At 42.7% G+C, this 24,262-nt stretch carries 20 protein-coding genes, 3 pseudogenes and 1 riboswitch; of the genes and pseudogenes, 11 read left to right on the top strand and 12 right to left on the bottom strand.

From position 1 onward, the window contains the following. Positions 1-12 precede the first annotated feature (12 nt). Entirely contained in the window at positions 13-2,616 is a 2,604-nt protein-coding gene (gene gyrA, locus NLP_RS14800) for a DNA topoisomerase (ATP-hydrolyzing) subunit A (RefSeq protein WP_104907046.1), read from the top strand. Continuing rightward, complete coding sequence (gene lnt, locus NLP_RS14795) at positions 2,597-4,270, top strand: apolipoprotein N-acyltransferase (protein WP_104907045.1); 1,674 nt, start codon at positions 2,597-2,599, stop codon at positions 4,268-4,270. Before gyrA ends, lnt begins: the two co-directional genes overlap by 20 nt. A 70-nt stretch (positions 4,271-4,340) precedes the next feature. Here the strand turns inward: lnt and NLP_RS14790 are convergent, their stop codons facing one another. Then, positions 4,341-4,949 carry an rRNA large subunit pseudouridine synthase E gene (locus NLP_RS14790; protein WP_104907044.1) on the bottom strand — a complete coding sequence of 203 codons (609 nt, stop codon included), beginning with the start codon at positions 4,947-4,949 and terminating at the stop codon, positions 4,341-4,343. 14 nt (positions 4,950-4,963) lie between these two features. On the opposite strand from NLP_RS14790, the gene NLP_RS14785 reads away from it, so the two are divergent. The 3 genes from NLP_RS14785 to thiC all read left to right on the top strand — a co-directional run bounded on the left by NLP_RS14785 (position 4,964) and on the right by thiC (position 7,974). Further along, positions 4,964-5,200, top strand: a complete 237-nt coding sequence (locus tag NLP_RS14785; protein WP_325034747.1) for a phosphodiester glycosidase family protein — start codon at positions 4,964-4,966, stop codon at positions 5,198-5,200. A gap of 217 nt (positions 5,201-5,417) precedes the next feature. After that, positions 5,418-6,410, top strand: a complete 993-nt coding sequence (locus NLP_RS14780; protein WP_104907043.1) for a 2-hydroxyacid dehydrogenase — start codon at positions 5,418-5,420, stop codon at positions 6,408-6,410. 86 nt (positions 6,411-6,496) lie between these two features. Beyond that, positions 6,497-6,593: riboswitch (TPP riboswitch) on the top strand. 7 nt (positions 6,594-6,600) lie between these two features. Beyond that, positions 6,601-7,974, top strand: a complete 1,374-nt coding sequence (gene thiC / locus NLP_RS14775; RefSeq protein WP_104907042.1) for a phosphomethylpyrimidine synthase — start codon at positions 6,601-6,603, stop codon at positions 7,972-7,974. A gap of 216 nt (positions 7,975-8,190) precedes the next feature. Here thiC and NLP_RS14770 read toward each other — a convergent pair whose 3' ends face one another. Further along, on the bottom strand, positions 8,191-8,550 hold the full coding sequence (locus NLP_RS14770; RefSeq protein WP_104907041.1) for a hypothetical protein: 360 nt from the start codon (positions 8,548-8,550) through the stop codon (positions 8,191-8,193). A 566-nt stretch (positions 8,551-9,116) separates the two neighbouring features. On the opposite strand from NLP_RS14770, the gene NLP_RS35550 reads away from it, so the two are divergent. Then, entirely contained in the window at positions 9,117-9,248 is a 132-nt protein-coding gene (locus NLP_RS35550; protein ID WP_267894922.1) for a hypothetical protein, read from the top strand. Between the two features lie 88 nt (positions 9,249-9,336). Continuing rightward, entirely contained in the window at positions 9,337-10,074 is a 738-nt protein-coding gene (locus tag NLP_RS14765) for an SDR family oxidoreductase (protein WP_104907040.1), read from the top strand. 41 nt (positions 10,075-10,115) lie between these two features. Here the strand turns inward: NLP_RS14765 and NLP_RS36090 are convergent, their stop codons facing one another. After that, positions 10,116-10,223: a hypothetical protein gene (locus NLP_RS36090; protein ID WP_199784862.1), complete on the bottom strand. Its 108-nt coding sequence runs from the start codon at positions 10,221-10,223 to the stop codon at positions 10,116-10,118. A 188-nt stretch (positions 10,224-10,411) separates the two neighbouring features. Beyond that, positions 10,412-12,400 carry a S8 family serine peptidase gene (locus NLP_RS14755; protein ID WP_104907039.1) on the bottom strand — a complete coding sequence of 663 codons (1,989 nt, stop codon included), beginning with the start codon at positions 12,398-12,400 and terminating at the stop codon, positions 10,412-10,414. A 66-nt stretch (positions 12,401-12,466) separates the two neighbouring features. Here NLP_RS14755 and NLP_RS14750 point away from each other — a divergent pair. Next, positions 12,467-12,916, top strand: a pseudogene (locus tag NLP_RS14750) (DUF4351 domain-containing protein); the annotation flags it as partial. A gap of 98 nt (positions 12,917-13,014) precedes the next feature. On the opposite strand, the gene NLP_RS14745 reads toward NLP_RS14750, so the two are convergent. From NLP_RS14745 to NLP_RS14730, 4 genes are read right to left on the bottom strand one after another with little or no spacing between them, the layout of a single operon-like run. Then, positions 13,015-14,271: a hypothetical protein gene (locus tag NLP_RS14745; protein WP_104907037.1), complete on the bottom strand. Its 1,257-nt coding sequence runs from the start codon at positions 14,269-14,271 to the stop codon at positions 13,015-13,017. Positions 14,272-14,286: 15 nt separating this feature from the next. After that, positions 14,287-15,504 (bottom strand): diaminopimelate decarboxylase family protein, encoded by a 1,218-nt coding sequence (locus tag NLP_RS14740; RefSeq protein WP_104907036.1) that lies wholly within the window; start codon positions 15,502-15,504, stop codon positions 14,287-14,289. 52 nt (positions 15,505-15,556) lie between these two features. Next, on the bottom strand, positions 15,557-17,320 hold the full coding sequence (locus NLP_RS14735) for an asparagine synthetase B family protein (protein ID WP_104907035.1): 1,764 nt from the start codon (positions 17,318-17,320) through the stop codon (positions 15,557-15,559). Positions 17,321-17,325: 5 nt separating this feature from the next. Further along, on the bottom strand, positions 17,326-17,949 hold the full coding sequence (locus tag NLP_RS14730) for a DUF3859 domain-containing protein (RefSeq protein WP_104907034.1): 624 nt from the start codon (positions 17,947-17,949) through the stop codon (positions 17,326-17,328). Positions 17,950-18,154: 205 nt separating this feature from the next. Here NLP_RS14730 and NLP_RS14725 point away from each other — a divergent pair, with 205 nt between their 5' ends. Next, positions 18,155-19,186, top strand: a complete 1,032-nt coding sequence (locus NLP_RS14725; RefSeq protein ID WP_104907033.1) for a VOC family protein — start codon at positions 18,155-18,157, stop codon at positions 19,184-19,186. Between the two features lie 379 nt (positions 19,187-19,565). On the opposite strand, the gene NLP_RS14720 is transcribed toward NLP_RS14725, so the two are convergent. Beyond that, positions 19,566-19,820, bottom strand: coding sequence for a DUF7219 family protein (locus tag NLP_RS14720; RefSeq protein ID WP_104907032.1), 255 nt, complete (start codon positions 19,818-19,820; stop codon positions 19,566-19,568). 531 nt (positions 19,821-20,351) lie between these two features. Between NLP_RS14720 and NLP_RS34930 the strand changes: the two are divergent. Both NLP_RS34930 and NLP_RS36085 read left to right on the top strand, forming a co-directional pair. Continuing rightward, positions 20,352-20,900: pseudogene (locus tag NLP_RS34930) on the top strand (IS630 transposase-related protein); the annotation flags it as partial. A 93-nt stretch (positions 20,901-20,993) separates the two neighbouring features. Continuing rightward, positions 20,994-21,182: pseudogene (locus NLP_RS36085) on the top strand (hypothetical protein); the annotation flags it as partial. 573 nt (positions 21,183-21,755) lie between these two features. Here NLP_RS36085 and NLP_RS14705 read toward each other — a convergent pair. From NLP_RS14705 to modA, 3 genes are all read right to left on the bottom strand, one after another. Further along, entirely contained in the window at positions 21,756-22,409 is a 654-nt protein-coding gene (locus NLP_RS14705) for a DUF642 domain-containing protein (RefSeq protein ID WP_104907030.1), read from the bottom strand. Positions 22,410-22,687: 278 nt separating this feature from the next. Continuing rightward, the gene (locus tag NLP_RS14700; protein WP_104907029.1) at positions 22,688-23,290 is read right to left on the bottom strand and encodes a DUF642 domain-containing protein; all 603 of its coding nucleotides are present in this window, start codon (positions 23,288-23,290) and stop codon (positions 22,688-22,690) included. A 66-nt stretch (positions 23,291-23,356) separates the two neighbouring features. Further along, positions 23,357-24,199, bottom strand: a complete 843-nt coding sequence (modA, locus tag NLP_RS14695; protein ID WP_234017331.1) for a molybdate ABC transporter substrate-binding protein — start codon at positions 24,197-24,199, stop codon at positions 23,357-23,359. Positions 24,200-24,262: the final 63 nt, after the last annotated feature.

Raw genomic sequence — 24,262 nt, 5'->3', positions numbered from 1 at the left:
GATTTTTAGGTTATGACAACCTCACAGGAGAGGATTATCCCGATAGACTTGCGAACCGAAATGTCGCAGTCTTATCTGGAATACGCCATGAGCGTGATAGTGGGTCGGGCGTTGCCAGATGCCAGGGATGGTCTAAAACCTGTGCATCGCCGCATTCTCTACGCAATGCACGAGCTAGGTCTGCTCCACGATCGCCCTTTTAAGAAATGCGCCCGTGTGGTCGGGGAAGTGCTGGGTAAATATCACCCCCACGGTGACACGGCAGTATATGATGCCTTGGTGCGGATGGCGCAGGATTTTTCCATGCGATCGCCCCTAGTTAACGGGCATGGTAACTTTGGTTCGGTAGACAACGATCCGCCAGCCGCGATGCGGTATACAGAATGCCGCTTGCAAGCTTTAACTAGTGCTGGTCTACTCCACGACATCGAATTAGAAACCGTAGACTTTGCCGATAACTTCGACGGTTCCCAGCAAGAACCCACAGTTTTACCAGCACGGATTCCCCAGTTATTGCTTAACGGTTCCTCTGGAATTGCCGTAGGCATGGCCACCAACATTCCCCCCCACAATTTGGGCGAATTGATTGATGCTTTGGTGGCAGTAATCCACAATCCAGAAATCACTGATCTCGAATTAATGCAGTATGTCCACGGCCCAGATTTTCCGACTGGGGCGCAAATTTTGGGGACATCTGCCATTCGAGAAGCTTACACTACAGGGCGTGGTTCCATCACCATGCGTGGTGTAGCTAACATTGAAACCGTTGAACAACGGGGACGCCCAGATAGAGAAGCAATTATCATCACCGAATTGCCCTATCAAACCAACAAAGCGGCGCTGATTGAAAAAATCGCCGAAATGGTGAACGAAAAGCGTCTAGAAGGGATTGCAGATATCCGGGATGAAAGCGATCGCGACGGGATGCGAATTGTGATCGAACTCAAGCGTGATGCTTATCCCCGCGTCGTGCTGAACAACCTTTACAAGCAAACGCCACTGCAAGCCAACTTCGGCGCGAATATGCTGGCGTTGGTGAATAGCGAACCCCAAGTACTCACCCTCAAGCAGTTTTTAAGCGTTTTCTTAGATTTCCGTATTGAATCCATTGCCAGACGCACCCGCTACGAACTGCGGAAAGCCGAAGAACGCGACCATCTCCTGCAAGGGTTATTAATTGCCCTAGCTCAGTTAGATCCGATTATTGTCTTGATTCGTCATGCTCCCGATGCACCCACAGCTAAAGGCGAATTAATCACAACTTACGGACTCTCAGAAGTGCAAGCAGATGCGATTTTGCAAATGCAATTGCGGCGCTTGACTGCCTTAGAAGCAGACAAAATTCGTCTGGAACACGAAGAATTACAAGCGAAAATTACCGACTTGCAAGATATTCTGGCACGCCGGGAGAGAGTGCTAGAAATCATTGAAACCGAAGTCGCGCAACTAAAAACTAGCTTTGCCACACCCCGCCGCACAGTGATTTTACCAGGGGAAGGTGAATTAGACGATCGCGACCTCATTGCCAATGAAAAAGCGATAATTCTGGTGACAGAACAAGGCTACATCAAACGGATGCCAGTTAACACCTTTGAAGCCCAAAGCCGTGCAACTAGAGGTAAAGCCGCAGCCAAGGTGAAGGATGATGATACTATTGAGCATTTTTTGACTTGCTGCGATCACGACAGTATTTTATTCTTTAGTGAGCGTGGTGTTGTTTATTGCCTGAGAGCTTATCAAATTCCAGCGAGTTCGCGTACCAGTCGCGGGACACCAATCGTCCAGATGCTACCGATTCCCAAAGAGGAAAAAATCACTTCGATTGTACCTGTTGACGAGTTTAGCAACGAAGAATATCTGGTCATGCTTACCAAAGGTGGCAATATCAAGAAAACCGAATTGGCAGCCTTTAGTCACATTCGCGCCAATGGTTTGATTGCTATTTCCTTAGAAGAAGGCGACCAACTGCGCTGGGTGCGACGCGCTAAAGTCGAGGACAGTGTAATCATTGGTTCTCGTAACGGGATGGCGATTCACTTCCGGTGTAACCACGAACAACTGCGTCCTTTAAGTAGGGCGACTCGTGGGGTAAAAGCCATGAAACTCAAAAATAAAGATGAACTTGTGGGTATGGATATTCTCCCCGCAGCAATTCTGGAAACTTTGGATGTTACAGAAGCAGAAACTGAAGATATCGAAACAATTGAAACAGAAGATATCGAAATTACCGAAATTAATGAAGAGTCAGTAGAAGTGCCTAGCAGTGGCGTAGTTGGCCCTTGGGTGTTGGTAATTACAATGGGAGGATATGGTAAGCGCGTACCAGTTGCCCAATTCCGACTGCAAAATCGTGCTGGTCAGGGTTTAATGGCAACCAAGTTCAAAAACCGCAAAAACAAAGATAAGTTGGCAACCCTACGCATTGTCAACAATGATGCTGATGAAATTATGATGGTGACAAATCGCGGTATTATCATCCGTCAAGCGGTGAATGCGATTTCGATCCAATCGCGATCGGCAACTGGGGTCAGAGTGCAGCGTTTAGATGAAGACGACGCCATTACTGGAGTAGCAATAGTTCCACCTGATGCTGGCGATGCAGAAGAAGCAGAATAAAAAGCAGGGGGAGAGGTTAACCGCCTTACTCCCTTACTTGATTGCCTTAGCTAGCGGCATTCTAATGGGGCTAACCGTCGCCCCTGTCGGCGCATGGTTCTTGGCTTGGATTGCTCTAATTCCCTTATGGGTGCTAGTTGTCACTTCAGCCAAAGGCAAAAACCAATTCCCTCCTGCTTTCTTGTGGGGTATCGGTTATCACGGTGTCGCCCTATGGTGGATTACCGGAATTCATCCGATGACTTGGTTGGGCGTTCCGTGGTTGCCAAGTTTGGCAATCACTCTTTTTTGTTGGGGATTTATCAGTGTTTTGGGAGGGGTATTCCTTACTATTTGGGCGGCTGTAATAGTTCGCCTGGTTGGGCAAAAACCGTGGCTACGTATACTGATTGGTACAGCCGTCTGGTGCGGTTTAGAGAGTCTATGGAGTGCCGGGCCTTTGTGGTGGAGTTCTCTTGCTTACACCCAAAGTCCGCACAATCTCGTAATTGTACATTTGGGTCAACTCTCTGGGCCTAATAGTGTGACAGCAACAATAGTTGCTGTTAATGGGTTACTTGCTGAAGGATGGATGAACCGCACAGAGGCAGAGAGAATTTCCTCTGTGTCGCGCCAGTTGCTTCTCCTAAGGGAGACGCTGCGCGAACAAGTCGGGGAACCGCAAGGGCGCACTGGCTTCTCTGCGCCTCTGCGGTTGGTTAATAAATACTGGGTTATCGCCACAGGACTATTAATTACCTTACACGTGATTGGTTTTATCTTATATAGCCGTCCCATTGCCCAACTCCCAGAAGCAGCCTTAAAAGTGGGGATTATTCAGGGTAATATCCCGAACCGACTTTTACGAAGTTCCGAAGGGTTTCGTCGCGCCCAAGAAAATTACACCACTGGGTATTTAACTTTAGCAGACCAAGGTGTAGATGCAGTCCTCACCCCAGAAGGAGCCTTACCTATTTTTCAACGCAACTTGATGGAAACTGCCTTAGTCGCAGCAGTGAAGGAAAAAGGCATAGTGGCTTGGATTGGGGCTTTTGGCGAACGGGGAGACAGTTATACAATTAGCTTGTTTACTTTCAACAGGAAGGGTGAAATTGTCAGCCGCTACGATAAAGCAAAACTAGTACCTTTGGGAGAATATATTCCCTTTGAAGGAATTTTAGGCAAAATAGTTCAACGCTTGTCGCCTTTGGATGCACACCAAGTTGCTGGTTCAGCAAATCAGCTATTTGACACTCCTTTTGGTCGAGCGATCGCTAGTATATGTTATGAATCTGCTTTTCCTGAACAATTTCGTCGTCAAGCTGCTATGGGTGGGCAATTTATCCTCAGTTCTTCTAACGATGCCCATTACACTGCATCCATGCCATTCCAGCATCATGCACAGGATATCATGCGAGCAATTGAAACCGATCGCTGGTCAGCACGGGCAACTAATACTGGATATTCAGCCTTTGTAGATCCTCATGGCAGAACCTTATGGATGTCTGGATATAATACCTACGAAACTCATGCTGAAACAATTTATCGGCGACAGACAAAGACTTTATATGTGCGTTGGGGTGATTGGTTAACACCCTTGTTATTCATATCTTCTGGAGGAGCTTGGCTGGTAATTCGCAGTATAAAGAAATTTAATAATTTTGGCAATTCCTAGCGGATTGAGTCTTTGGAGTTATTAGCGATCGCTTCACTATTTAATGATTTAATCACAAGTCAACTTCCTATTATCGGGCGGCTTTTGGAGGAAAACTTTTCGATTTACTGAAATTATCGAGTTCAGAGGCGGTGAGGTCTCGCCATTGACCCAATTGTAGGTCATCTAATTGTAGGTGAGCTATACTAACCCTGACCAGTCGCAAAGTCGGAAACCCGACAGCCGCAGTCATACGACGTACTTGGCGGTTTTTTCCCTCTGTCAAAGTCATTTCCAGCCAAGCTGTCGGGATATTTTTGCGAAATCTAATCGGTGGGGTGCGTTCGGGTAACTGTGGTTCTTCTGGTAGAAGCTTAACTTCTGCTGGTTGAGTGCGGTAATCTTGAATTTCTACACCTGTTTGTAACTTTTTGATAGCTTCTGCATCTGGAATTCGCTCTACCTGTACCCAGTAAGTACGTTTATGACCAAAACGCGGATGGGCGAGGCGATGTTGCAATTGTCCATCGTTCGTTAACAGCAGCAATCCTTCACTATCCCAGTCTAAGCGTCCCACAGGATACACATCAGACACATCAATATAATCTTTTAGGGTGCTATGTGTGGGGGCATCTTTTGTAAACTGGCTAAGAACGCCATAGGGTTTGTAAAAAATAATATATCGGTAATGATTAGTCATTTGTCATTTGTCATTTGTCATTCGTCATCTGTCATTGGGTACAAGAGTTCGATAGTGGATTAACTTTACAGCAAGAAGCGCAAGCAATGAAACCAATTGACTGTCACGAAGCAATGAATTTAGATGGTGGTGCATCGAAAGCCTTTGCTGCTAACAGTAAAATTTTAGTCCCCGCCGGACGCCTACTAACTAATGTGATTGTTGTTTATGATGCTAAGAATCCTGCTGCTGCTGCTTTACAACAATTATGAGTCAGGTTTGAGAAAGGCGATCGCCCCATGATACCCGATCGTTAAAAGCTTTTAATTGAGAGTGCTGGAGTGCGATCGCTTAACTGCCATTGCTAGAGTATCGATTAAAAAAAGTTTAAAATGCCGCAGCTACGCTCGTTGTAGACATCGCTTTTCTAAACGTCAAGGTATTATCTACTCGAACACCGTGCAGCATACATAAAGTCTGAGGTCTTGCATGAAAGTAGCAGTTTTCAGTACAAAAGCCTACGATCGGCAGTTTTTGTCAGCTGCAAATTCTCCCATCCAACACGAATTAGTCTTTTTTGAACCGCGTTTAAATCGAGATACGGCTATCCTGGCTGCCGGATTTCCGGCGGTTTGTGTATTTGTGCATGACCAGGTTGATGCCCCAACTTTAGAGATTCTCGCCTCAGGGGGAACTCGCGTGGTTGTCCTTCGCTGTGCAGGGTTTAACAATGTAGACTTACAAGCCACAGCAGATTTAGGAATTACCGTTGTGCGTGTTCCCGCCTATTCACCTTATGGGGTAGCAGAACACGCCGTAGGATTGATTTTGAGCTTAAATCGCAAAATTCATCGTGCCTATAACCGTGTCCGAGAAGGCAATTTTTCTATAGATGGACTGTTGGGATTTAATTTGCATGAGCGCACAGTCGGAATTGTCGGTACTGGCAAAATCGGTCTGATTTTAGGACAGATTATGAAGGGGTTTGGCTGTCACCTACTCGCCTATGACGTTTATCGCAATCCAGAATTGGAGGCGCTGGGTGGAAAGTATGTAGAACTACCTGAGCTATTTGCCAACTCCGATATTATCTCCCTGCATTGCCCCCTGACTCCCGAAACCCATCACTTGATTAACACTGAAACTATAGAAAAGATTAAGCCAGGTGTGATGCTAATTAATACTAGCCGAGGAGCGCTGATTGATACCCAAGCAGTGATTGAGGGATTGAAGTCTGGTAAAATTGGCTATCTGGCTGTAGATGTCTACGAACAAGAATCGGAATTGTTCTTTGAGGATTTGTCTGGGGAAATTATTCAAGATGATATTTTCCAGCGTCTGACAACGTTCCCCAATGTACTCATTACCGGACATCAAGCCTTTTTTACAGCAGAAGCTCTCTACAATATTGCAGAAACAACTTTTGCTAATATTAGCGATGTTGAACAGGGTCGTCCTTGTGCCAATGAAATTCGTGCATAAACCTTTAGCAATCTCAAATCCCAAATTGTGTTACCTCATAAATTGTTAACATCTTTGCTCCCAGATATAACCAAGGTGCTACACTACATCCATGCTAGGGGTGCCTATATAACCAGGCTGAGATCACACCCTTAACACCTGAGTCTGGGTAATACCAGCGAAGGGAAGCTGTTTATTGAGGAATTACAATATGCGGACTGAATGGGTTGCTAAACGACGTGGGCAAAGTAATGTATCTCAAATGCACTACGCCCGCCAAGGTGTTATCACCGAAGAAATGCACTACGTCGCCAAACGGGAAAATCTCCCGGCCGATCTCATTCGTGAGGAAGTAGCGCGGGGACGAATGATTATCCCCGCTAATATTAATCACACTAACCTAGAGCCGATGGCTATTGGCATCGCCTCTAGATGTAAGGTAAATGCTAATATCGGTGCTTCTCCCAACTCTTCTAATCTTCAGGAAGAAGTTGATAAGCTGAATCTGTCCGTGAAGTACGGCGCTGATACCGTGATGGATTTGTCCACAGGTGGCGGTAATTTGGATGAAATTCGTACCGCCATCATCAAGGCTTCACCTGTTCCCATTGGTACAGTGCCGGTTTACCAAGCTTTAGAAAGTGTCCACGGCACAATCGAAAATCTGACTGCTGATGATTTTCTCCACATCATCGAAAAGCACGCCCAGCAAGGAGTAGATTATCAAACTATCCACGCTGGGATTTTGATTGAGCATTTGCCTTTGGTGAGAAACCGGCTCACTGGTATTGTCTCTCGCGGCGGCGGTATTTTGGCGCGGTGGATGCTGCATCACCACAAACAAAACCCGCTTTATACCCACTTCCAAGATATTATTGAGATTTTCAAAAAGTACGATGTCTCCTTCAGTTTAGGAGATTCCCTGCGTCCCGGCTGTACCCATGATGCCTCAGATGAAGCACAATTAGCTGAATTGAAAACTCTCGGACAGCTAACTCGCAAAGCCTGGGAAGATGATGTTCAGGTGATGGTGGAAGGGCCTGGACACGTGCCAATGGATCAAATTGAGTTCAACGTCCGTAAGCAGATGGAAGAGTGTTCGGAAGCACCTTTCTATGTGTTGGGGCCATTGGTAACAGACATTGCTCCCGGTTATGACCACATCACTTCAGCGATTGGAGCAGCGATGGCTGGATGGTATGGGACTGCAATGTTGTGCTATGTAACACCAAAAGAACATTTGGGTCTACCAAATGCCGAAGATGTCAGGAATGGGTTAATTGCCTATAAAATAGCGGCTCATGCGGCTGATATTGCTAGACATCGCCCTGGTGCAAGGGATAGAGATGATGAACTTTCTAAGGCGCGTTACAACTTCGATTGGAACCGTCAGTTTGAATTATCACTCGATCCAGAAAGAGCTAAGGAATATCACGATGAAACTCTGCCAGCAGATATCTATAAAACTGCTGAATTTTGTTCGATGTGTGGGCCTAAGTTCTGCCCAATGCAAACTAAGGTTGATGCTGATGCGCTGACAGAATTAGAGAAGTTCTTGGCGAAAGAGCCTGTGACTCAAAGCTAACAGATTAGACCTCTTGCAAAAGTCGAAAAACCGCTGTAACTGGTATCAACTATAAGTTAAAACTCTTTTAAAACCTCATTCCCAGTTTCCGACTGGGAATGAGACAAAATGGTTTTGCTTCTTTCAAAATATCAGGTTAGGTTTTGCGATCGCACTTTTACTTCGTACAAGAGTAATCCAATTGCGTTGGCAAAGCCTACCAAAAGTATCGCCTACTTACTTCGGCAAAACCAGGCTTTGACGCACAGCACGCTTGCGGTCGCTTTTACGAATACCTCCAGCCATCTGATACTCATGGCTATTATTACCATATTTATAAGCAATACCACGCAAAATTTTCTCAGAATAGTCTGCCAAATCTTGTTCATTTTCAACGATCTGGGTTAGTAAGACATCAATAGTAGAGAGGGTAGTATTGTATGCTTCTAGAGATTGCCGGAGGTTTTCAATTTTTTCAGTATAATCTTTGACTGTTAAGCTCTCTCCGACATCGAGAGTTGGACTAATAGATTTAATGCTTGCTAGACGTAGTTCAGCTTTGCCAAGAGTACGTGAATTGCGTTTTGACCTTGCCATAATTAATACTCATTTTCTGAATTCCTGATAACTCTATAGTGGACAATTGTTGAAAAAGTTGTCATACGTGAAATTGTTGATTTTTTTGAAAAAGCCTAAAATTTAAATCCCCTACAACATTTTTTGCCAATTGAAACCATATTTATTGTTGAGGCACAGCAGTGCTGTACCTCAAAAGCGTGTTCTATTTAAAGGAAGATGCTGTAATACCAATTCTGTATGAAGATGCGCCATATATGAGGAACGAACCGCAAAGAACGCAAAGAACGCAAAGAAAGAAAGAAATAAGAAGCTAAGAAAATTTGGCGCAGCCTCACAAAGAAATGGTATAACACAAGTCTGTTTCTGATAACGTGAAGGCGGAAGCTGCTACAGACTGCGCATAACACGGAAATGTCTTGGCGGAAGCTGCTACAGACTGCGCGGAACACGGAAATGTCTTGGCGGAAGCTGCTACAGACTGCGCATAACACGGAAATGTCTTGGCAAAAGCTGCTACAGACTGCGCATAACACGGAAATGTCTTGGCGGAAGCTGCTACAGACTGCGCATAACACGGAAATGTCTTGGCGGAAGCTGCTACAGACTGCGCGGAACACGGAAATGTCTTGGCGGAAGCTGCTACAGACTGCGCGGAACACGGAAACGTCTTGACGGAAGTTCCTACAGGGAAGAATATTTTGATTTTTGCTCAGTAATATAAAGAGGAGCTAAATTTCTTTGCTCTAACTTAGATCGATTGTCCAAGGTTTTTCAGATCATGGAAAACCATAAAGAGAAATCCAAATGAACTACGACATTAAAGACAAAACCATTTTGGTTACGGGCGCAAATCGCGGCATCGGCAAGGCGATAGTTGAGTCGTTTATTGAACACGGAGCCACCAAAGTCTATGCGGCTGTTCGTAAGCTCAACAGTGTCTCCTCATTGGTTGAACAATACGGCGATCGGGTAGTACCAATTCAGATTGATTTAGGTGATCCTCAATCTATTGTTGCTGCCGCTCAAACTGCCAAAGATGTGCAAATAGTTATCAATAATGCAGGAGTCTTTCAAGGTGGAACTCTCTTAGCTGAGGATGCGATCGCCGCTCTCAAATTTCAGATGAACATCAATGTATATGGATTGATCTACATGGCTCAGGCGTTTGCCCCGGTACTCAAAGCCAATGGAGGTGGCGTCTTTGCCCAAATCAATTCTGTTGCTTCGCTCAAGGGTTTCCGCGATTCTGCCACTTACTCTGCCTCAAAAGCTGCGGCCTATTCAATCACGCAGGTATTACGAGAACTATTGAGTGAGCAGGGCACGCTTGTGCTAAGTGTTCACCCTGGCCCGATTACCACGGATATGAGCGATGCGGCAGGACTGAGTGAGATTGCAGAGCCACCTGCACTTGTGGCAGACGGGATAATAAAAGCTCTGAAAGCTGGGGATTTTCACGTCTTTCCTGACTCAAGGGCTAAACAAATGGGCGATGCTTATAAAAGCTTTGCCCAAAATGTCGTTGAGGTGTCATTAAGTTAACTATATTGCAGGGTAATGCTCTAGACAAGGGGATCTGGGTATTAAACAGCAACCCCAAACTCTTCTCGATTGATGAACAAGCCAATCACAGTATCATGCATCAAATCCAGCTTGGAAAAACAGATTGTCTTGCAAGCCTTGCGCTTAATTCGTAGTTCTCAAATATGTCAAATGGGTTCAATTCTCCAGTTCCCCTTTTCCGATGTTGGGAGAAGGGGAATTGAATGTCTAGCTCCCCTCTCCCCAAGGGAGAGGGGCTGGGGGTGAGGGCAAAACGTTGTCACCAAGCGCGTTTCACGTTAAATTGACACCTATGTGCACAGCTGTGCGCCCCTACTTAAAATCCAATTTCAATGGTCAAACTGCGAATCTTTCCTGTATCTGCCTCAGCTTTATCTGCAACTTCCAGAGTCCAGGTTCCTTGGGGACTTTTACCTTTAAAAGCAGCAAGTTTAAGGGTGTTTACCTCGTCATAAGTTGTTTTAATATTATCTGTAGCTCCGCCCTGGCGATCGTGCAGAACTATGGGAAGTATGCCTATTTGCACTGGGGGAAGAAGAGTAACGACAAGATCCCCAATATAAGTATGCTCGATATCTACATTAACTTTGATGGATTTTAGGAGGGTGGTATTAGCGATCGCCACCGACAATGTTGATGTTTGCAAGTCGTTTATTGGGATATCTTGCACTGCCTGGAAAATACTAATGGGCGATGTTTGCGCTGGTTTGGCCAATTCTACAGCTTTGAGAGCATTGATTCGACCGTAACCGTAGAAAGGGCTGCGACCATTGGCATCATATTTACCTCCAGATGAATCAATGCGATCGCAGGAACGTTTAAAAATATCTCGTACTTCATCCCAACGCAGATTTGGGTTTCTGGCAAGAATCAAGGCGGCTACACCTGCTGCACCTGGACAGGAACTAGAAGTTCCGCCAAATTCGTTTGTATAGTTGCCTAAAGCCTCACCCAGATTTCGATTACCCGAATTATAGCCAAGTACACCAGAGCGATCGGTTGTCCAAATTCCAGTGGTTTGAGAACTGTCACCATTGTTGCTGGGGAAGGCGCACCAAACCGCCTGACCAAAGTCACTGTAAGCGCTTCTCGTGCCGTAGTCGTTACAAGCTGCCACTGCAATCACCTTTTGGTAGCTGGCGTAGCCGTCGTTATCGACGCTTTCGTTACCATTGCCAGCTGCGAATAAAATTACACAACCCTTGCCATTGCGTCCTTTATTGATTGCAAAATCTATAGCAAGTCGTGTGGAATCAGGCAAAGGTACTTTTTGCTTGTGTACAGGATCGTCTGGCTCAAACCAAGTACCGTCTGCTGGGCCCCAACTACAAGAAATAACATCAGCACCATTTTGAGCCGCCCAAATAAAAGCATCTGCTTCATCCTGCAACCCCAGCGCTGAATCTAAACGAATCGGCATGAGTTTTGCCCCCGGTGCTACACCAGATGCCCCAAAATTACCGTTTGCACAAGCTACTCCTGCACAGGATGTACCGTGGTTATTATCATTTCCCGGTCTGGGATTGTTCGTTTTACGTGTGACATCACGCGGGGTAACAATCTTGCCAGAGGAACGGAACTCTTCATGATCGAGATCCACACCATCGTCGATAATTGCAATAATCATCCCGGTGCCATTGCTCAACTTCCAAGCGGCTTCAACGTTAGCATGGGCATTAATTATTATACCGTTAATTGTTGTTTGCTTTAAGTGCCACTGCTGCGGGAAAACCTGACGTTGGCGTGACTCACGCGCTAATTCAGGATGGCACAGTTCAACTGATTCCTCATTTAAAAGTCTCTCGGCGATGTCAAAAACCGCTATACCAGTATTTGCGGGCGCACTGACAAAATAAGCATTTCGTGCGTATTCAAGTTGGCGTTTAATTATTAAGTTGTAACGTCTTAAAACCTCTTGGCAGCCCCTTGACTCTTCTTCGCTATCAAATTTAACAAAAAGGTTTTCAGTGTAGACTACAGGTTGTTGGGATACTGGATCGATGAGGACACGTCCGGCAAATTGGACTTCAGACTCATTGTTGAGAATTTCACGAGCGCGATCGCGCAAAGCGATACCCTGATTCGGAACTTTTGCTTGCAAAATTTCTACACCCGCTTGCCGAAACCGTGTTTTTAACTCAAATTGATTGAGGATATTACGAGCTATGGGTGATACAGGTGCGACTTCAAAGGATCTTGCACCAACAATAGTGTTACGGCTTTCGGTACGCACTACAACGTGTTCGTTACTGATAGCAAATTCATACTGTTGGCCGTTCTGTCCACCATAGCGAACCTGAACCATTGTTTAATCTCCTAAATATTTTGAAAGTTGAGAATTGGGAAACCGTATTATGCCTTACTTTTAAAGCTTGCTACACCCATCGTTGCAATTCACCAGTTACCGCGCACCCAAGAAACCCTGTGGTTAAGAATTCTCGGTCGAGGAACATTACAAAAACAAGCCATAGATGAATTAGAAGCACTACCATCAAATCATCCATTTTGCAGAGCAACGCTAGAATTACTTTATAACTTGCGACAAAACTTGCAAGTTAATCAAAATTCAGAAGAAGACGATCGGGAGTTAATTATGCGATTAAAACCACTTTATCAACAAGACCGAGAGCAAGCTGTACAACAAGGCGAACAACGTTTAATTATACGTCAATTAAATCGCCGTTTTGGTGAGATTGATTCATCTACTATTGAGCGAGTTCAAGGATTATCTATTGAACAATTGGAGGCGTTAGGAGAGGCTTTGTTAGACTTTTCAGCTATTTCTGATTTAGAAGCTTGGTTAAACCAACAAATTGAATAAATCTAATCTGTAAATCAATTAAACAAATCTTATGTGAGACTGCACTTTATTCATGTAGGAGCAAGTCATGAATTGCCCCCACAATTTAAATGAGAATACTAACCAAAACTTTGAACAACGTACATATCATTTCCTGTATCGCCGACTAAAAGCAAGCTACTATCATCACTTTCTAAATTTTGACTGCCAGCAATACCCTTTTGCAGAACTTTAATTATTCTTTGGGGAGTGAAAGATTCTAATTCCACAAACTTTCCAGATTCTAACCATGCTAATTCTTCAGCAGATAAGCTTTGACGTACTTCTTCAGGCAATTGTTTAGTTGCTTGCGCCGACTCTGGAGAGGATTGAATGAACATTCCGCGCTTCGTAGCGATAATTTGACGTGGCGTTAGTCCAATATCAATAATTACAATCTCGCTATTGAGAAACCAATTAGCATTGATTCTCAAATTATGAACTAAAGCAATTCCTCGTGGATTGCAATCATGTATTGCATAGACTTTCAAATCGGGATTGCGCCGAAGCATTTGCATTGTGGTGTCAAAAATGCTTTGGGGATATCCAGTAATGCTAAGAATTGCACAGTTATTTTCAAAGTGAAAATTATTAGCGATTAATAGTTGAGCAATACTAGCACTATCACAAACGACTAATCTATCAAAACTGTAAGCAGTCACATCAGGATTAACCGTGACTGGTGTATTTTCCTGCTTAGGTGAAGGAAGAATTTTGACAATTGACCCATTGATTTGCTGCCAGCGATCTAGCCAATCTTTAACCTGAGATTGTGAAATTAAAAAGTCTTGTATTAATAATTGAATCCGCCTTAGCTGTCGAGTTCCTAAATATATAGGTAGCATTCCTATAATCACAATAATGACAAAGAGGGTAAATGACTTTAAAGCCAGAATTCCTATGGAAAGGATAATTACTCCTATGATTTGTAAATTCCTCGCATTCTGTTTGCGACTTACAAGATTGAGTTTAGTTGATTTGCTACTTGCATAAAAGAAATTAATAAACGCAAGATTTACTATTAGCGGTATAAAAATCGTTAATGATGTAACAAAATTAATAAATAAAAAAGGAAGTAACCAGCCAAATCGTGAAATTGACTTTGAGCTTTGTTTTAGACGATTATCTAAAAAATAAAGTAGTTGCTTGGGTGTAAAAAATAAGGTATTGTTTACAGAAATGTCAGCGATCGCTTTTGCAAAAAAAGGATCGGTAATCTGAACATTACTCATACTAGTCGGTTCAAAGGCAAAAGTATGATTGCATTTTAGACACCGACCTTGATTAGCTGTCCGATCTTTTAGTTTATTGTCAGTTCCGCAGTTAATACACTTCATAATGGTTAATTGATGTTAGTTATCTAACACCTGATTTGTTAATAAAACACTGTAATCTTCCCGCCGACGAATCAAGCGATGCGTGCCATTTTCTAGCAAGATTTCCGCAGGTTTGGGGCGATGTAAAAAGTGAGACGACATTGCATAACCATAAGCACCGACATCTAGAATGGCAACGATATCGCCAATTTCTAAAATTGGGAGTTGGCAATTTTTCCCCAGATAATCTCGTGAATAGGTGGTGTTCCCACAAATATCGGTTGTAAATGGATTATCTGCTTGCTTCCAAGTGATGATTTCTCGGTAGCCGCCGTGTACTGAGGGTACTGAAAGATTGGCAACGGTGGTATCAACTCCAACAATCTGTTTTTCTCCTTGCCATTTCACCGAAACAACTTGAGCAAGCAAAGTTGCACATCCAGCGATCGCACTTCGTCCTGGTTCAATCACCAAATCAATTTCCCGTCCTAAACGAGTAATTCTCTCGGTTAACTCAGCCCCAAATATTTCCCAGTCAAAGGCTGTTTTGTTGTGGTGATAAGGATAGCCAAAGCCACCACCAAAATCTAAATATTCCCAATCAAGTAACTTTTGTGCTGTGGCGATTACCGTATCAATTACTTGGGTAAAAGCGGCTGTGGCATTAGTTCCAGTACCTCGATAGAAGTGTAAACCACTCAGCTTTAATCCCACCTCAGCAGTTAAAGCGATCGCATCAGCAAATTCCTCTGGACGTACACCAATGCGGCTATCTCCGGTAATTTCTGGTAAATTGAGGCGTAAACCCAGCCGAATAGATTTTTCTTTGTGTTTGGGCAAAACTTCGCAGCACAACTGCAACTGAGCGAGGCTATCAAGATTGAGTGTTGTAACTCCCCAATTTATGACTTGTAGCATCTCAGCGCAATTCAAATTACTGCCACTATAAACAATCTCACTAGGATCGAAACCAGCTTGCAATCCTAAATAAATATCTCCTGGCGTATTGGCGTGAAGTCCCCACCCAAAGGAGCGAAAAATTTTTAACAGCGCAATGTTGCCATTAGTAACACTAGCAAAGCGAAATTGCGTGCGGGGATAACTGACTGCTTTGGTAATCCGCTCAATAGTTTCGCCCAAGCGATCGCCATTATAAACATAAAGCGGAGAACCGTAGTTATTCAGTAACTCCTGAGCAAGTTCCCTGGAGAATGGGGGATTAAGGCGATTTTGAGTTAAATTATTTGATACCATTTACCAAAAATACCGATACAGTAAATTACGAATTACGAATTACGTTAGCGAGTCATCGAGCGTCATTACGAATTATTTTGTAATTTCTCCATAGCCAACGATGTAACCAAAAGGGATGATCCCAAGACTGTTTACTTAGTTTTTCATTTAAAACGTGCGATCGCCAAAGTTGCCACATAATTAGTAACCAGAGTGTTTCACCAATTCGACGGCCTTGAATAGCTGCTCCTAGTTTGCCTTCAACGATTTGGGCTGCAATGTGAGGATAAAAGTGATTGTTGGCGCGAAGTATTTCTGGATTGAGCCAAATGCCGAGTTGATGCCAAAAATCATTTAAACACCAAGAAGTTAAAGGAACCCCCATACCACGTTTTTGTCGCCAGACAATTTCGGGTGGAAGCCAATTTTCTACAGCCCGTTTGAGGATATATTTTTCACAAGCACCCTGCAAACAGAGTTCTCCAGATAGGCGGAATGTCCACTCAGCTAGAGGTAAATCACAAAAAGGCGATCGCACCCACAACCCATGAGCAAACCCCAATGCAGTCGCACGGGGATGGATATTCTGCGCTCCTTTGAGCATCAAATTAGCACGGCGGAGGCGATGCAGCAAAGATGGACACTCATCTTGAGCTAGAGCTGTTAACAACCAATCTTCAGGATGCAAATTTTGGATCTGTGCATAAACCTCTGGCTGATAAACTTGAGATTCGTATCCCCCAAGACGATGAAAGGTGCGGAGATATTGCTGGATAAAAGTTTCCTGTCCGGCGGGATTTTCTGCTTGATAAACACCTGCGGCAATTAAAGGTTTGTTCGTCCAACCGGCAAACAATTGATCTCCACCTTCACCGTTAAAAATTACCTGAGTTTCCTGACTCGCTCTTTCAGATAGGAGATACAACGGCACACACACGCCATCTCCAAAAGGCAAATCCAATGCTTGCACAGTCGGAATTAAGGAATTCTCGATCGAAGTTGGGGTTACTGCAACTTTAACAAGCGGAATTTTGAGAAACTGGGCGACTTGTTCAGAGTATGGATATTCTGGAATCCCTGCGTTACCAAAATCTAAAGTGTAGGCGCGGACTTTCACCCCTGCTTGTACCAGCAGCGCCGCCACCACTGAAGAATCGAGTCCGCCAGAGAGAAACACCCCGACAGGCTCATCTTTTAAATCGGCAATCTGTCGCTCAATCGAGTCTTTCAGGAGAGTTTGCAATTCGGTAATTGCTGTAGCTTCATCTGTTAACTGTTCTGGCGCTTCCCGCCACGAGTGGATGTTTCTAGATTTAGGTGTTTGCAGCTTACCTGATTGGCGATCGCTCTGCCAAACTAATTCAGTTCCCCCTGGAACTGCAAACACGCCATTAATAGGAGTTAAGGGCGTGGGAACGTAAGAAAAACAGCTATAACCATATAACCCAGGAATGCTAACTTCTGACTGTTGCAAAATCGGTAAAAGTAATTGCAGTTGGGATGCAAACCAGATTATTTGTCCTTGCACAGTCCAATACAAAGGCATCTTTCCGAAAGGTTCTCTTCCCAAAATTAGGCAGTTGTTTTCCTGGATTACCCAAGCATCGGGTGAACTAAATAATCCTGATGCAAAGATGGCAGCAATTTGATTTTGTTGCGACGGGGAATTGCTATCAAGTCCTATATGAACAACATTCCAGATGGGAAGAGGAAAATTTTCCGGTGCAAAAAACTTCAAAGCCTTTCCCCTTTTATCTACAACACTAGTTAACAGCGCTTCCAAATCCTGTTGAACGCCGTAACCCCAATAGCCAAGAAAGTGATGTGGGATACCCATCTGGACTATTTAACTTCAAAGGTTGCATCGCTAATCTGCCGACCTTCCAACAACATCTGCACTTTCCAATTACCGACAGTTGCAGTTGGGTTAATAGTGTAACGACACTGGGTATCCCAGACAGAGGTATTAATCTCGCGGGTTTGATAGTTGTTTTGCTTGACAATTTGACTGCTTGGGTCAATCCAATTACAGGAAAGAGCCAACTTTTTACCCAAGGGTGCATCCTTTAAGGTGACACGATACAACACTTCTGGATTGGTTTGGCGGGAAATTGTCTTTAAGTCCCCGCCATTATCTTGTGTCAAAGTGATGCGGTCTTGTTGAGCATAAATACGGGAAAGTGTAGAATTTTGCTGCTGCATGAAAAATATTGTAGATGCAATGACAACCAATATAACTGTCACCACTCCAGAGACAATCCATCGATTCCGGCGTTGTTGTACCTCTAATGCTTGGCGGCGATTTAATTGAATCAGCGCTTCATTTAGTAACTCTGGCGGTAAATTTAACTCCTGTAAAATTTCTTTAACCTGCTGTTGGTCTAGTTCCGCTTCCCGACGCAATTGCAGACCTTCAACTTCTGTAACTATTTGTGATAATTGCTCTTGAGTCAGTCGCTGCGTCATAGCTTAACTCCTGTTAAAAAAACTTGATAGCGATCGCTAAATCTCGCTTTTGTAGGTACATCATAAGCTACAAAATAAAGTTGTTGCTTTTCGGATTCTTTAAGAGATACTTTTGTAAACACAGACGCGATGAATCGCTTCTCTACTTCTCACTCTTTCTTGTACAGACGCGATTCATCGCCTCTCTCCCAACTCAGCACTGATTATGACTCAAGAACAACAAACGACAATTGCAGGTATCTATGAAGTCTGCATCGGCATTCCAGAACCAATTTCTGCAATTCAGTATTGGGAGCAATTTGGCTATCGCATTGGTGAAGTGGGTGAATTAACCGCAGATGTCGCCCATCAATTATATGGGGTGAATTCGTCTTTACGCTCAATCCGCCTCTACCACCAAAATGCAGATCATGGTTTGATTCGGCTGATGGTTTGGCAAAATCCCACAAATGAAGGTTTGGGAACAGCGTCAATGAAAATTAAGGGAAATCGTTGGGCAACAAGCTTAACTGCGGATGTCTTGAGTATTTTAAATCATATAGAGGATGCAAAGGCAGCAGGTTTCCCTATTAGATACTCTTACCCTTATTGGGAAGTCATCTACAACAAAGAGAGGAAAAGCCGTCCTTTTATTGAGCCAGCAGTTGGTGTACGAGAAATGCTGCTATTGCAACCCTTAGCTCGACAGGTTTTGTTTCAACGGTTTGGCTATACACTACCGCATTACGGACAAGTTAACCATAATGCGCCTCTCAAGACTAGTCAGTTTACTCATATAGGGATTATCGTTCAGGATGACAGCAAAGAAACCCTGAAGTTTTATGAAGAAGTTTTGGGTTTGCTGCGTGTGCGTGATGGTGTAGAAACTAGCTATGAATCTTCGCCAGCAGGTCGAGATATTTTTGACCTAAATCCTGGTGAAAAGTTTATTGTCACTACCTTTGACGATCCTCGTTCTTCTAAGTCTGACCTAATGGCTACACGTAGTGGTAGACTTTATATCGTTCGATTCCCAGAATCTATTAATTTGGAATCGCGCTTTGAAGCAGCCCAACCAGGTAGCTTGGGTATGTCTTTATATACCTATCGGGTTAAAGGAATACAGGAATATTGCGATCGCATCAAGGCAAGTACTGCACAAAAAGTTACAGACATTATTAGTAATGAATTCGGCGAGACGAGTTTCTCTTTTATTGCACCAGATGGTTATTTCTGGACTTTGCTAGAAGATAATTAACTAGACATCTAACGAAAAAAAATGTAAATGCTTAAAATTTTGTGTCTATTATTTATTATACCATTTCTTTGTGAGGCTGCGCCAAATTTTCTTTCTTCCTTTGTGTCCTCTCTAACGAGACGCTACGTGAATGCGCCCGATCCTGCGAGAACGCTCTTAGCGTTCTCGTAAGAGTAGCCGCTTTGTGTCTATGCGGTTCGTTCCTTATATAATTTGGCGCATCTTTATACATAATTGGTATTACTTGTAATTACTAGAATTAACATCACGAAAAAGAGACTTTTTGCAAAAGTAAAAAACCGCCCAGAAGTTGATTTTTGGGCGGTTTTTTACTTTTGCAATAGATTTAATAAATTCCGAATACCTCCTTACCATTAGTTTAAATTTCTGGATTTTTGCCAATAGACAATTGTTTTTTGCTATGTTTCAACTCTTTCCAAAGTGACTTAATTTGCTGATAAGCCTCTTCCTGAGACAATTTACCCCCTGTTTCTAGGGAAGTGATGTAACTAATTTTTTGAGAGAATTCTTGGAGGTTGGCATTAAATACAAAGTTCTCTGGCTGAAATTTCCCATAATACCGACTACGAGGGTAAAGAAAGCTGTTTTTGTCTTGCGAGTTAGGTTGTGTCATAAGTTTTCTCTTGTAAATCTTTCTTAATTTTTAAACTATAATTTCTCTCTTTGTGTACATACACAGGATAACATTCAAATTCCTGAAGAAAGAGGTTAATTTTTTAGTTCAATATTAGAATAAATCAGAAGGACAGGTAATTAACTGTGGAAAATACTGAAATAATCGCGTCACTTACCAAAATGAGTCAGTCAAATGGCATATTCTTTGCGTAAAATACCAAAAGGAGTAAGTGAAATAGGATTTTGCTGATTAAACTCGACTAGCTCAAATGCGGCTCAAATAATATCATGCCCGCAGAATTAGTTATGATTACCATAGGCTTTAGTTAGGGTTGATAGCGAAGGCTAAAGTAAAAGCCATCATCCTGAGTGTTATTACCGCGATCGCTCAGATCGATAAATGGAAATCCATAATCTAGCCGCAAAAAGACGGGTATGGGGTGATTGTTGATATAGCAAGCGCCAAGGTGGTTATGACATAAACTGGAAGTAGTCTCAAATCGTCCTTCGGCGCGATCGGACTCATTTCATGCCCAAACCCTACAGTTACGACTTGCGTCAGAAAGTTATCCAAGCCATAAAGCTTGATGGATTGAAGATTAGTGGATCTTGTCTTCTATTTAGTATTAGTCGCAACACCATCAACCTATGGTTAAAGCGGCTGGACGTTACTGGGGACTTTCAAGCGTTGCCTAATCAACCTCCCGGTAATGGGCACTCTTATCACCGATTGGACAAAATTCCGCGAGTTTGCCTTATCTAATGGAGATAAAACTCAAGTTGAGATGGCAAAACTGTGGGAAGAGCAGATTAGCGATCGTACCATCTCGCGGGCGTTGCAGAAAATTGGCTTGACTCGAAAAAAAAGACTTATGGCTACCGTGAGTGCGATGAAAGCAAACGAGAGGCTTTTGTAGCACAGTTGTCCACCCTATCTGCAGAAAAGATTGTCTATCTTGATGAGTCTGGGATGGATAATCGAGATCAATATGATTATGCTTGGAATGAAAGAGGGAAACGTTTCCATGCACTTAAGTCAGGGCGACGTGAGGGACGGGTGAACATGATTCCAGCACTGTGTTGTGTAACCAAAACTTAATAGCCCCTAGAGTAGTGAAAGATGCGATCGCCCAAAGTAATGCTTTACTTAGTTTAGGTAATACAGTCCGCGCTCAAATCCCTTCGTAATGATTTAGTTGCGATTAATCCTGACGTACAATTTTCTTTCTGCGAAAGCGTAGAACCCGTATATCGACAGTACGTTGATTTACTGCTGCAACTTCAGGAAAATACTCTTCAAAAGCCAGATAATCTCGTTCAAGCCCGTCAGGTAATTGAATCTCTCCAGTTAGCAGAAATTTAACCCACATTCCGCTCTACTGACAATCTTGATGTCACGGCAACCATAAGTTGTCCGCAGTAGAAGCTCAAAAGCAAATTATTACCAGGGCAAACGCTTCTTATTTACTAATAAAAACTAAAAAGAATTTCTCAATTATCTAAATAACTGTAAAATCTCATAAGTTGATAAATAAAATAAATGGAATTTTCTCTAAAATATAAATTATCTCATCTTCAAAGATATAACTCTTTATTAAGACTATAAAAGTCATTAATTGGGTATATAAGAGTAAATTAATTTTGAAAAATAGTTAATTTTTCTTTTTTATAGGTGCTATGTTGAATCCTCTGAAATCCTGTGCCTATGCCTAACTGGAATAGTTTTTCAACTTCATCATAAAGATTACCTTGGTTCTTTTTTAACGTAATTACATAATCAGTGTTATCTGATGTATTGATTTCATCCAACCAAGAAAACATGACTGAAACTGGATTGGAGTAGAAGATGACCAAATCCCTCATAACTACTCGCAGTAGTTTGAGGGATTTATGATCTGTTCTTTTCCAAAAGTTAAAAAAAAGGTTATTCTTTCTAGCTAATTGCCTTCTTTTTCTTCAGCCATATTCCCAATAAACCAGCAGTAACTGCTATTCCTCCAATAGTTGATGGCTCAGGCACAGGTTTTACACTCACATTATCCAAGTATAAGAATCCATATTTATCCCAATCCCCAAACTTTAACTCTGTGGATGATGTATCTGCTGTGAAATTGAACTTATATTGCGTGTATGGTTGAAAAGAAATGTCTTTTTGATCAAAAAGCTTATTTCCACCTACAAATGTCTGAAATTGATTATCAAGGTCAGGGGCCTCATCTATAGATGCTAAATAGTAACTAAGTTCGTATTGCTGACCAGGTTGTGTAGAAAGTGTTTGTGATATGTAGCTGAGGTCTATAAATCCACTAAGTGATAAGCCCTGATTACCACTATTATGCTGAGGAAAATTGCTTATTCTTATTCCTGATATATCCATCGGATCGCCAGCCTTAGTCCAGTCTGTAATATTCGGATTTGTAGTGTTGGGATTGTTAGGATCTACAAGAGGATCGAGTTCAAAGCTTCCGTTTTTAACAAGTTCTGCCGCTTGTACTGCGGTATTAGAAGTATTAGTAATTACAGCAGTGCTAATTAAGGTAGTAGTAAAACTAAAAACAATAATTGAGAGTTTTTTAGTGAAGTTCATAAAACTTGACTCCAAATAATTCTAAATTACGACAATTCAAACAAGGTGATAGTTAGATTTATGCTGGCTCTAATTGGTGTCAAGAAAAATCAACACTTTATCCAGGTTGATAAAAGTTAGTTATTCACCATAGATCATCTCTCGATAAAACGATGATGGAGTTTTTTAATCAGATGAATTTAAGTGGCATTCTCAGCACTATAGAGCCAGATATCGCTTGGGATTTTAAGAGAGTGAGGGTTAGCTTGCAAGCTGTGGCTTATTCACTCCCAGCAGCGTCACTCACAAACAGAGTTTTGCCCTAGTTTCTCTGTAGATTGGAAACTCACATCATCCAAATATAAAAATGCATACTTGACTCTGGAAGCAAACCTGATCTCAGTGGATGTTTCTTTGGCTTGAAAATAAAACGTGTATTGTGTGTAGGGTTGGTAAGAAGTATTTTTTTTCGTACAAACCGGCTTTTCACGTATAAAAGCCTGAAATTGATTATCTAGGTCAGGTGCTTCCTCTGTTGATGCTAAATAGAAAGTAAGTTTGTAGTATTGATTAACAACTGTAGGGACATTCTGTGATATGTAGCTCAAGGCGGAAAATCCACCAAACGATAAACCCTGATTCGCAGTGTTAGGAAAATTGTCAATTCTAGTACCTGATGTATCTACCGGATCGCCATTTTTAATCCATCCTGTAACATTAGGATTTGTAGCATTGGGATTATTCGGATCTACAAGAGAATCGTTTTCAAATCCCCCGTTGGTAATCAGTTCTGGTCCATTTGCTTGTGCTGCTGACTTATAAGTATTGGTAATCACAGCAGCATTAAGGAGAGCAGTAGTCAAACTACAAAAAATAATTGAGAGTTTTTTAGTGAACTTCACAAGACATAACTCCAAATAGTTCAAAATTCACGACAGCGAGTACTTGATTGATTTTCTTTGTGGTGATTAAGGCAAGATAAACCCGTAAGTATTTTTGAAGGTATTCTGGGCAGTAGCACCACTTAAGTAGGTAGAAAAACTTTGTGCTGTCGACAAAACTGTAGTTCTGGTGAGTATACCCAGTGGATAGGTAATCGGATCGCTCTCTGTTGTTAGAGCTGTTTCTACGACTCTTACCTTGTTAGAAAGGGCAGCATCGGTTTTGTAAACAAAACCTGCATCGATGGTGTGACCATTTAGGGTTTTATTTTCAACAGCAGTTAAAACGGTACGCACATTACTGCCAAGGTATAATTTGGGACTAACGGTAGTGAAAATACCTCGGCTAGTCAGAACTTGTTTGGCATAATTTCCTGCTGGTACAACTGGTGGAGTACCTGTGTAATCACCTATAGCAATACCAGTAATGTTGGCGTTGGTCAAACCATTGATGGTAGTCAGAGCCGCACTACCAGCACTAACAGGAGCTGTCGTCGGAGCTATCAAAACTAGACGGTTTTTGACAACGTTTTTACGGCTACCTGATACTATTTTGCTTGGGCTTGAATTCTGCAAGACATCTAGTTGGTCGGTGGCAGCAGAAATGAAAATATCTGCTGGAGCTCCTGCTTGTATTTGACTAAGTAAAGTACCAGAAGCACCAAAGGTATAAACAACGTTGACACTTGGGTTAGCACTTTGGTACTGAGTCTTAATGTCATTCATCGCGTTTGTTAAGCTGCTAGCCGCATACACGTTAAGTGTAGTTGCAGAGTTGGCTGGCGAAAAATTGACAAACTGAGAGCCTATTACCAGCATCATGCTGGTAACTGCCGTAGCAATCCAAGCGATAAGTCTTCTTCTGTTCATGAAAGTCATAGTTTGGGGAAAATATTACCTAAAGGTCTCTTTATTGACATACCTGACTTACGC

The sequence above is a fragment of the Nostoc sp. 'Lobaria pulmonaria (5183) cyanobiont' genome (assembly GCF_002949795.1).
In the GTDB taxonomy this organism is placed as follows: domain Bacteria; phylum Cyanobacteriota; class Cyanobacteriia; order Cyanobacteriales; family Nostocaceae; genus Nostoc.
Note: the sequence above shows the minus strand (reverse complement) of the source record. Positions and strands in the feature narration are given on the sequence as shown.

What these genes read in the sequence shown, in the direction of transcription:
- gyrA (WP_104907046.1), top strand. Translation starts at nt 13, where the DNA reads ATGACAACCTCACAGGAGAGGATTATCCCGATAGACTTGCGAACCGAA.
- lnt (WP_104907045.1), top strand. Translation starts at nt 2,597, where the DNA reads ATGCAGAAGAAGCAGAATAAAAAGCAGGGGGAGAGGTTAACCGCCTTA.
- NLP_RS14790 (WP_104907044.1), bottom strand. Translation starts at nt 4,949, where the DNA reads ATGACTAATCATTACCGATATATTATTTTTTACAAACCCTATGGCGTT.
- NLP_RS14780 (WP_104907043.1), top strand. Translation starts at nt 5,418, where the DNA reads ATGAAAGTAGCAGTTTTCAGTACAAAAGCCTACGATCGGCAGTTTTTG.
- thiC (WP_104907042.1), top strand. Translation starts at nt 6,601, where the DNA reads ATGCGGACTGAATGGGTTGCTAAACGACGTGGGCAAAGTAATGTATCT.
- NLP_RS14770 (WP_104907041.1), bottom strand. Translation starts at nt 8,550, where the DNA reads ATGGCAAGGTCAAAACGCAATTCACGTACTCTTGGCAAAGCTGAACTA.
- NLP_RS14765 (WP_104907040.1), top strand. Translation starts at nt 9,337, where the DNA reads ATGAACTACGACATTAAAGACAAAACCATTTTGGTTACGGGCGCAAAT.
- NLP_RS14755 (WP_104907039.1), bottom strand. Translation starts at nt 12,400, where the DNA reads ATGGTTCAGGTTCGCTATGGTGGACAGAACGGCCAACAGTATGAATTT.
- NLP_RS14745 (WP_104907037.1), bottom strand. Translation starts at nt 14,271, where the DNA reads ATGAAGTGTATTAACTGCGGAACTGACAATAAACTAAAAGATCGGACA.
- NLP_RS14740 (WP_104907036.1), bottom strand. Translation starts at nt 15,504, where the DNA reads ATGGTATCAAATAATTTAACTCAAAATCGCCTTAATCCCCCATTCTCC.
- NLP_RS14735 (WP_104907035.1), bottom strand. Translation starts at nt 17,320, where the DNA reads ATGGGTATCCCACATCACTTTCTTGGCTATTGGGGTTACGGCGTTCAA.
- NLP_RS14730 (WP_104907034.1), bottom strand. Translation starts at nt 17,949, where the DNA reads ATGACGCAGCGACTGACTCAAGAGCAATTATCACAAATAGTTACAGAA.
- NLP_RS14725 (WP_104907033.1), top strand. Translation starts at nt 18,155, where the DNA reads ATGACTCAAGAACAACAAACGACAATTGCAGGTATCTATGAAGTCTGC.
- NLP_RS14720 (WP_104907032.1), bottom strand. Translation starts at nt 19,820, where the DNA reads ATGACACAACCTAACTCGCAAGACAAAAACAGCTTTCTTTACCCTCGT.
- NLP_RS14705 (WP_104907030.1), bottom strand. Translation starts at nt 22,409, where the DNA reads ATGAACTTCACTAAAAAACTCTCAATTATTGTTTTTAGTTTTACTACT.
- modA (WP_234017331.1), bottom strand. Translation starts at nt 24,199, where the DNA reads ATGAACAGAAGAAGACTTATCGCTTGGATTGCTACGGCAGTTACCAGC.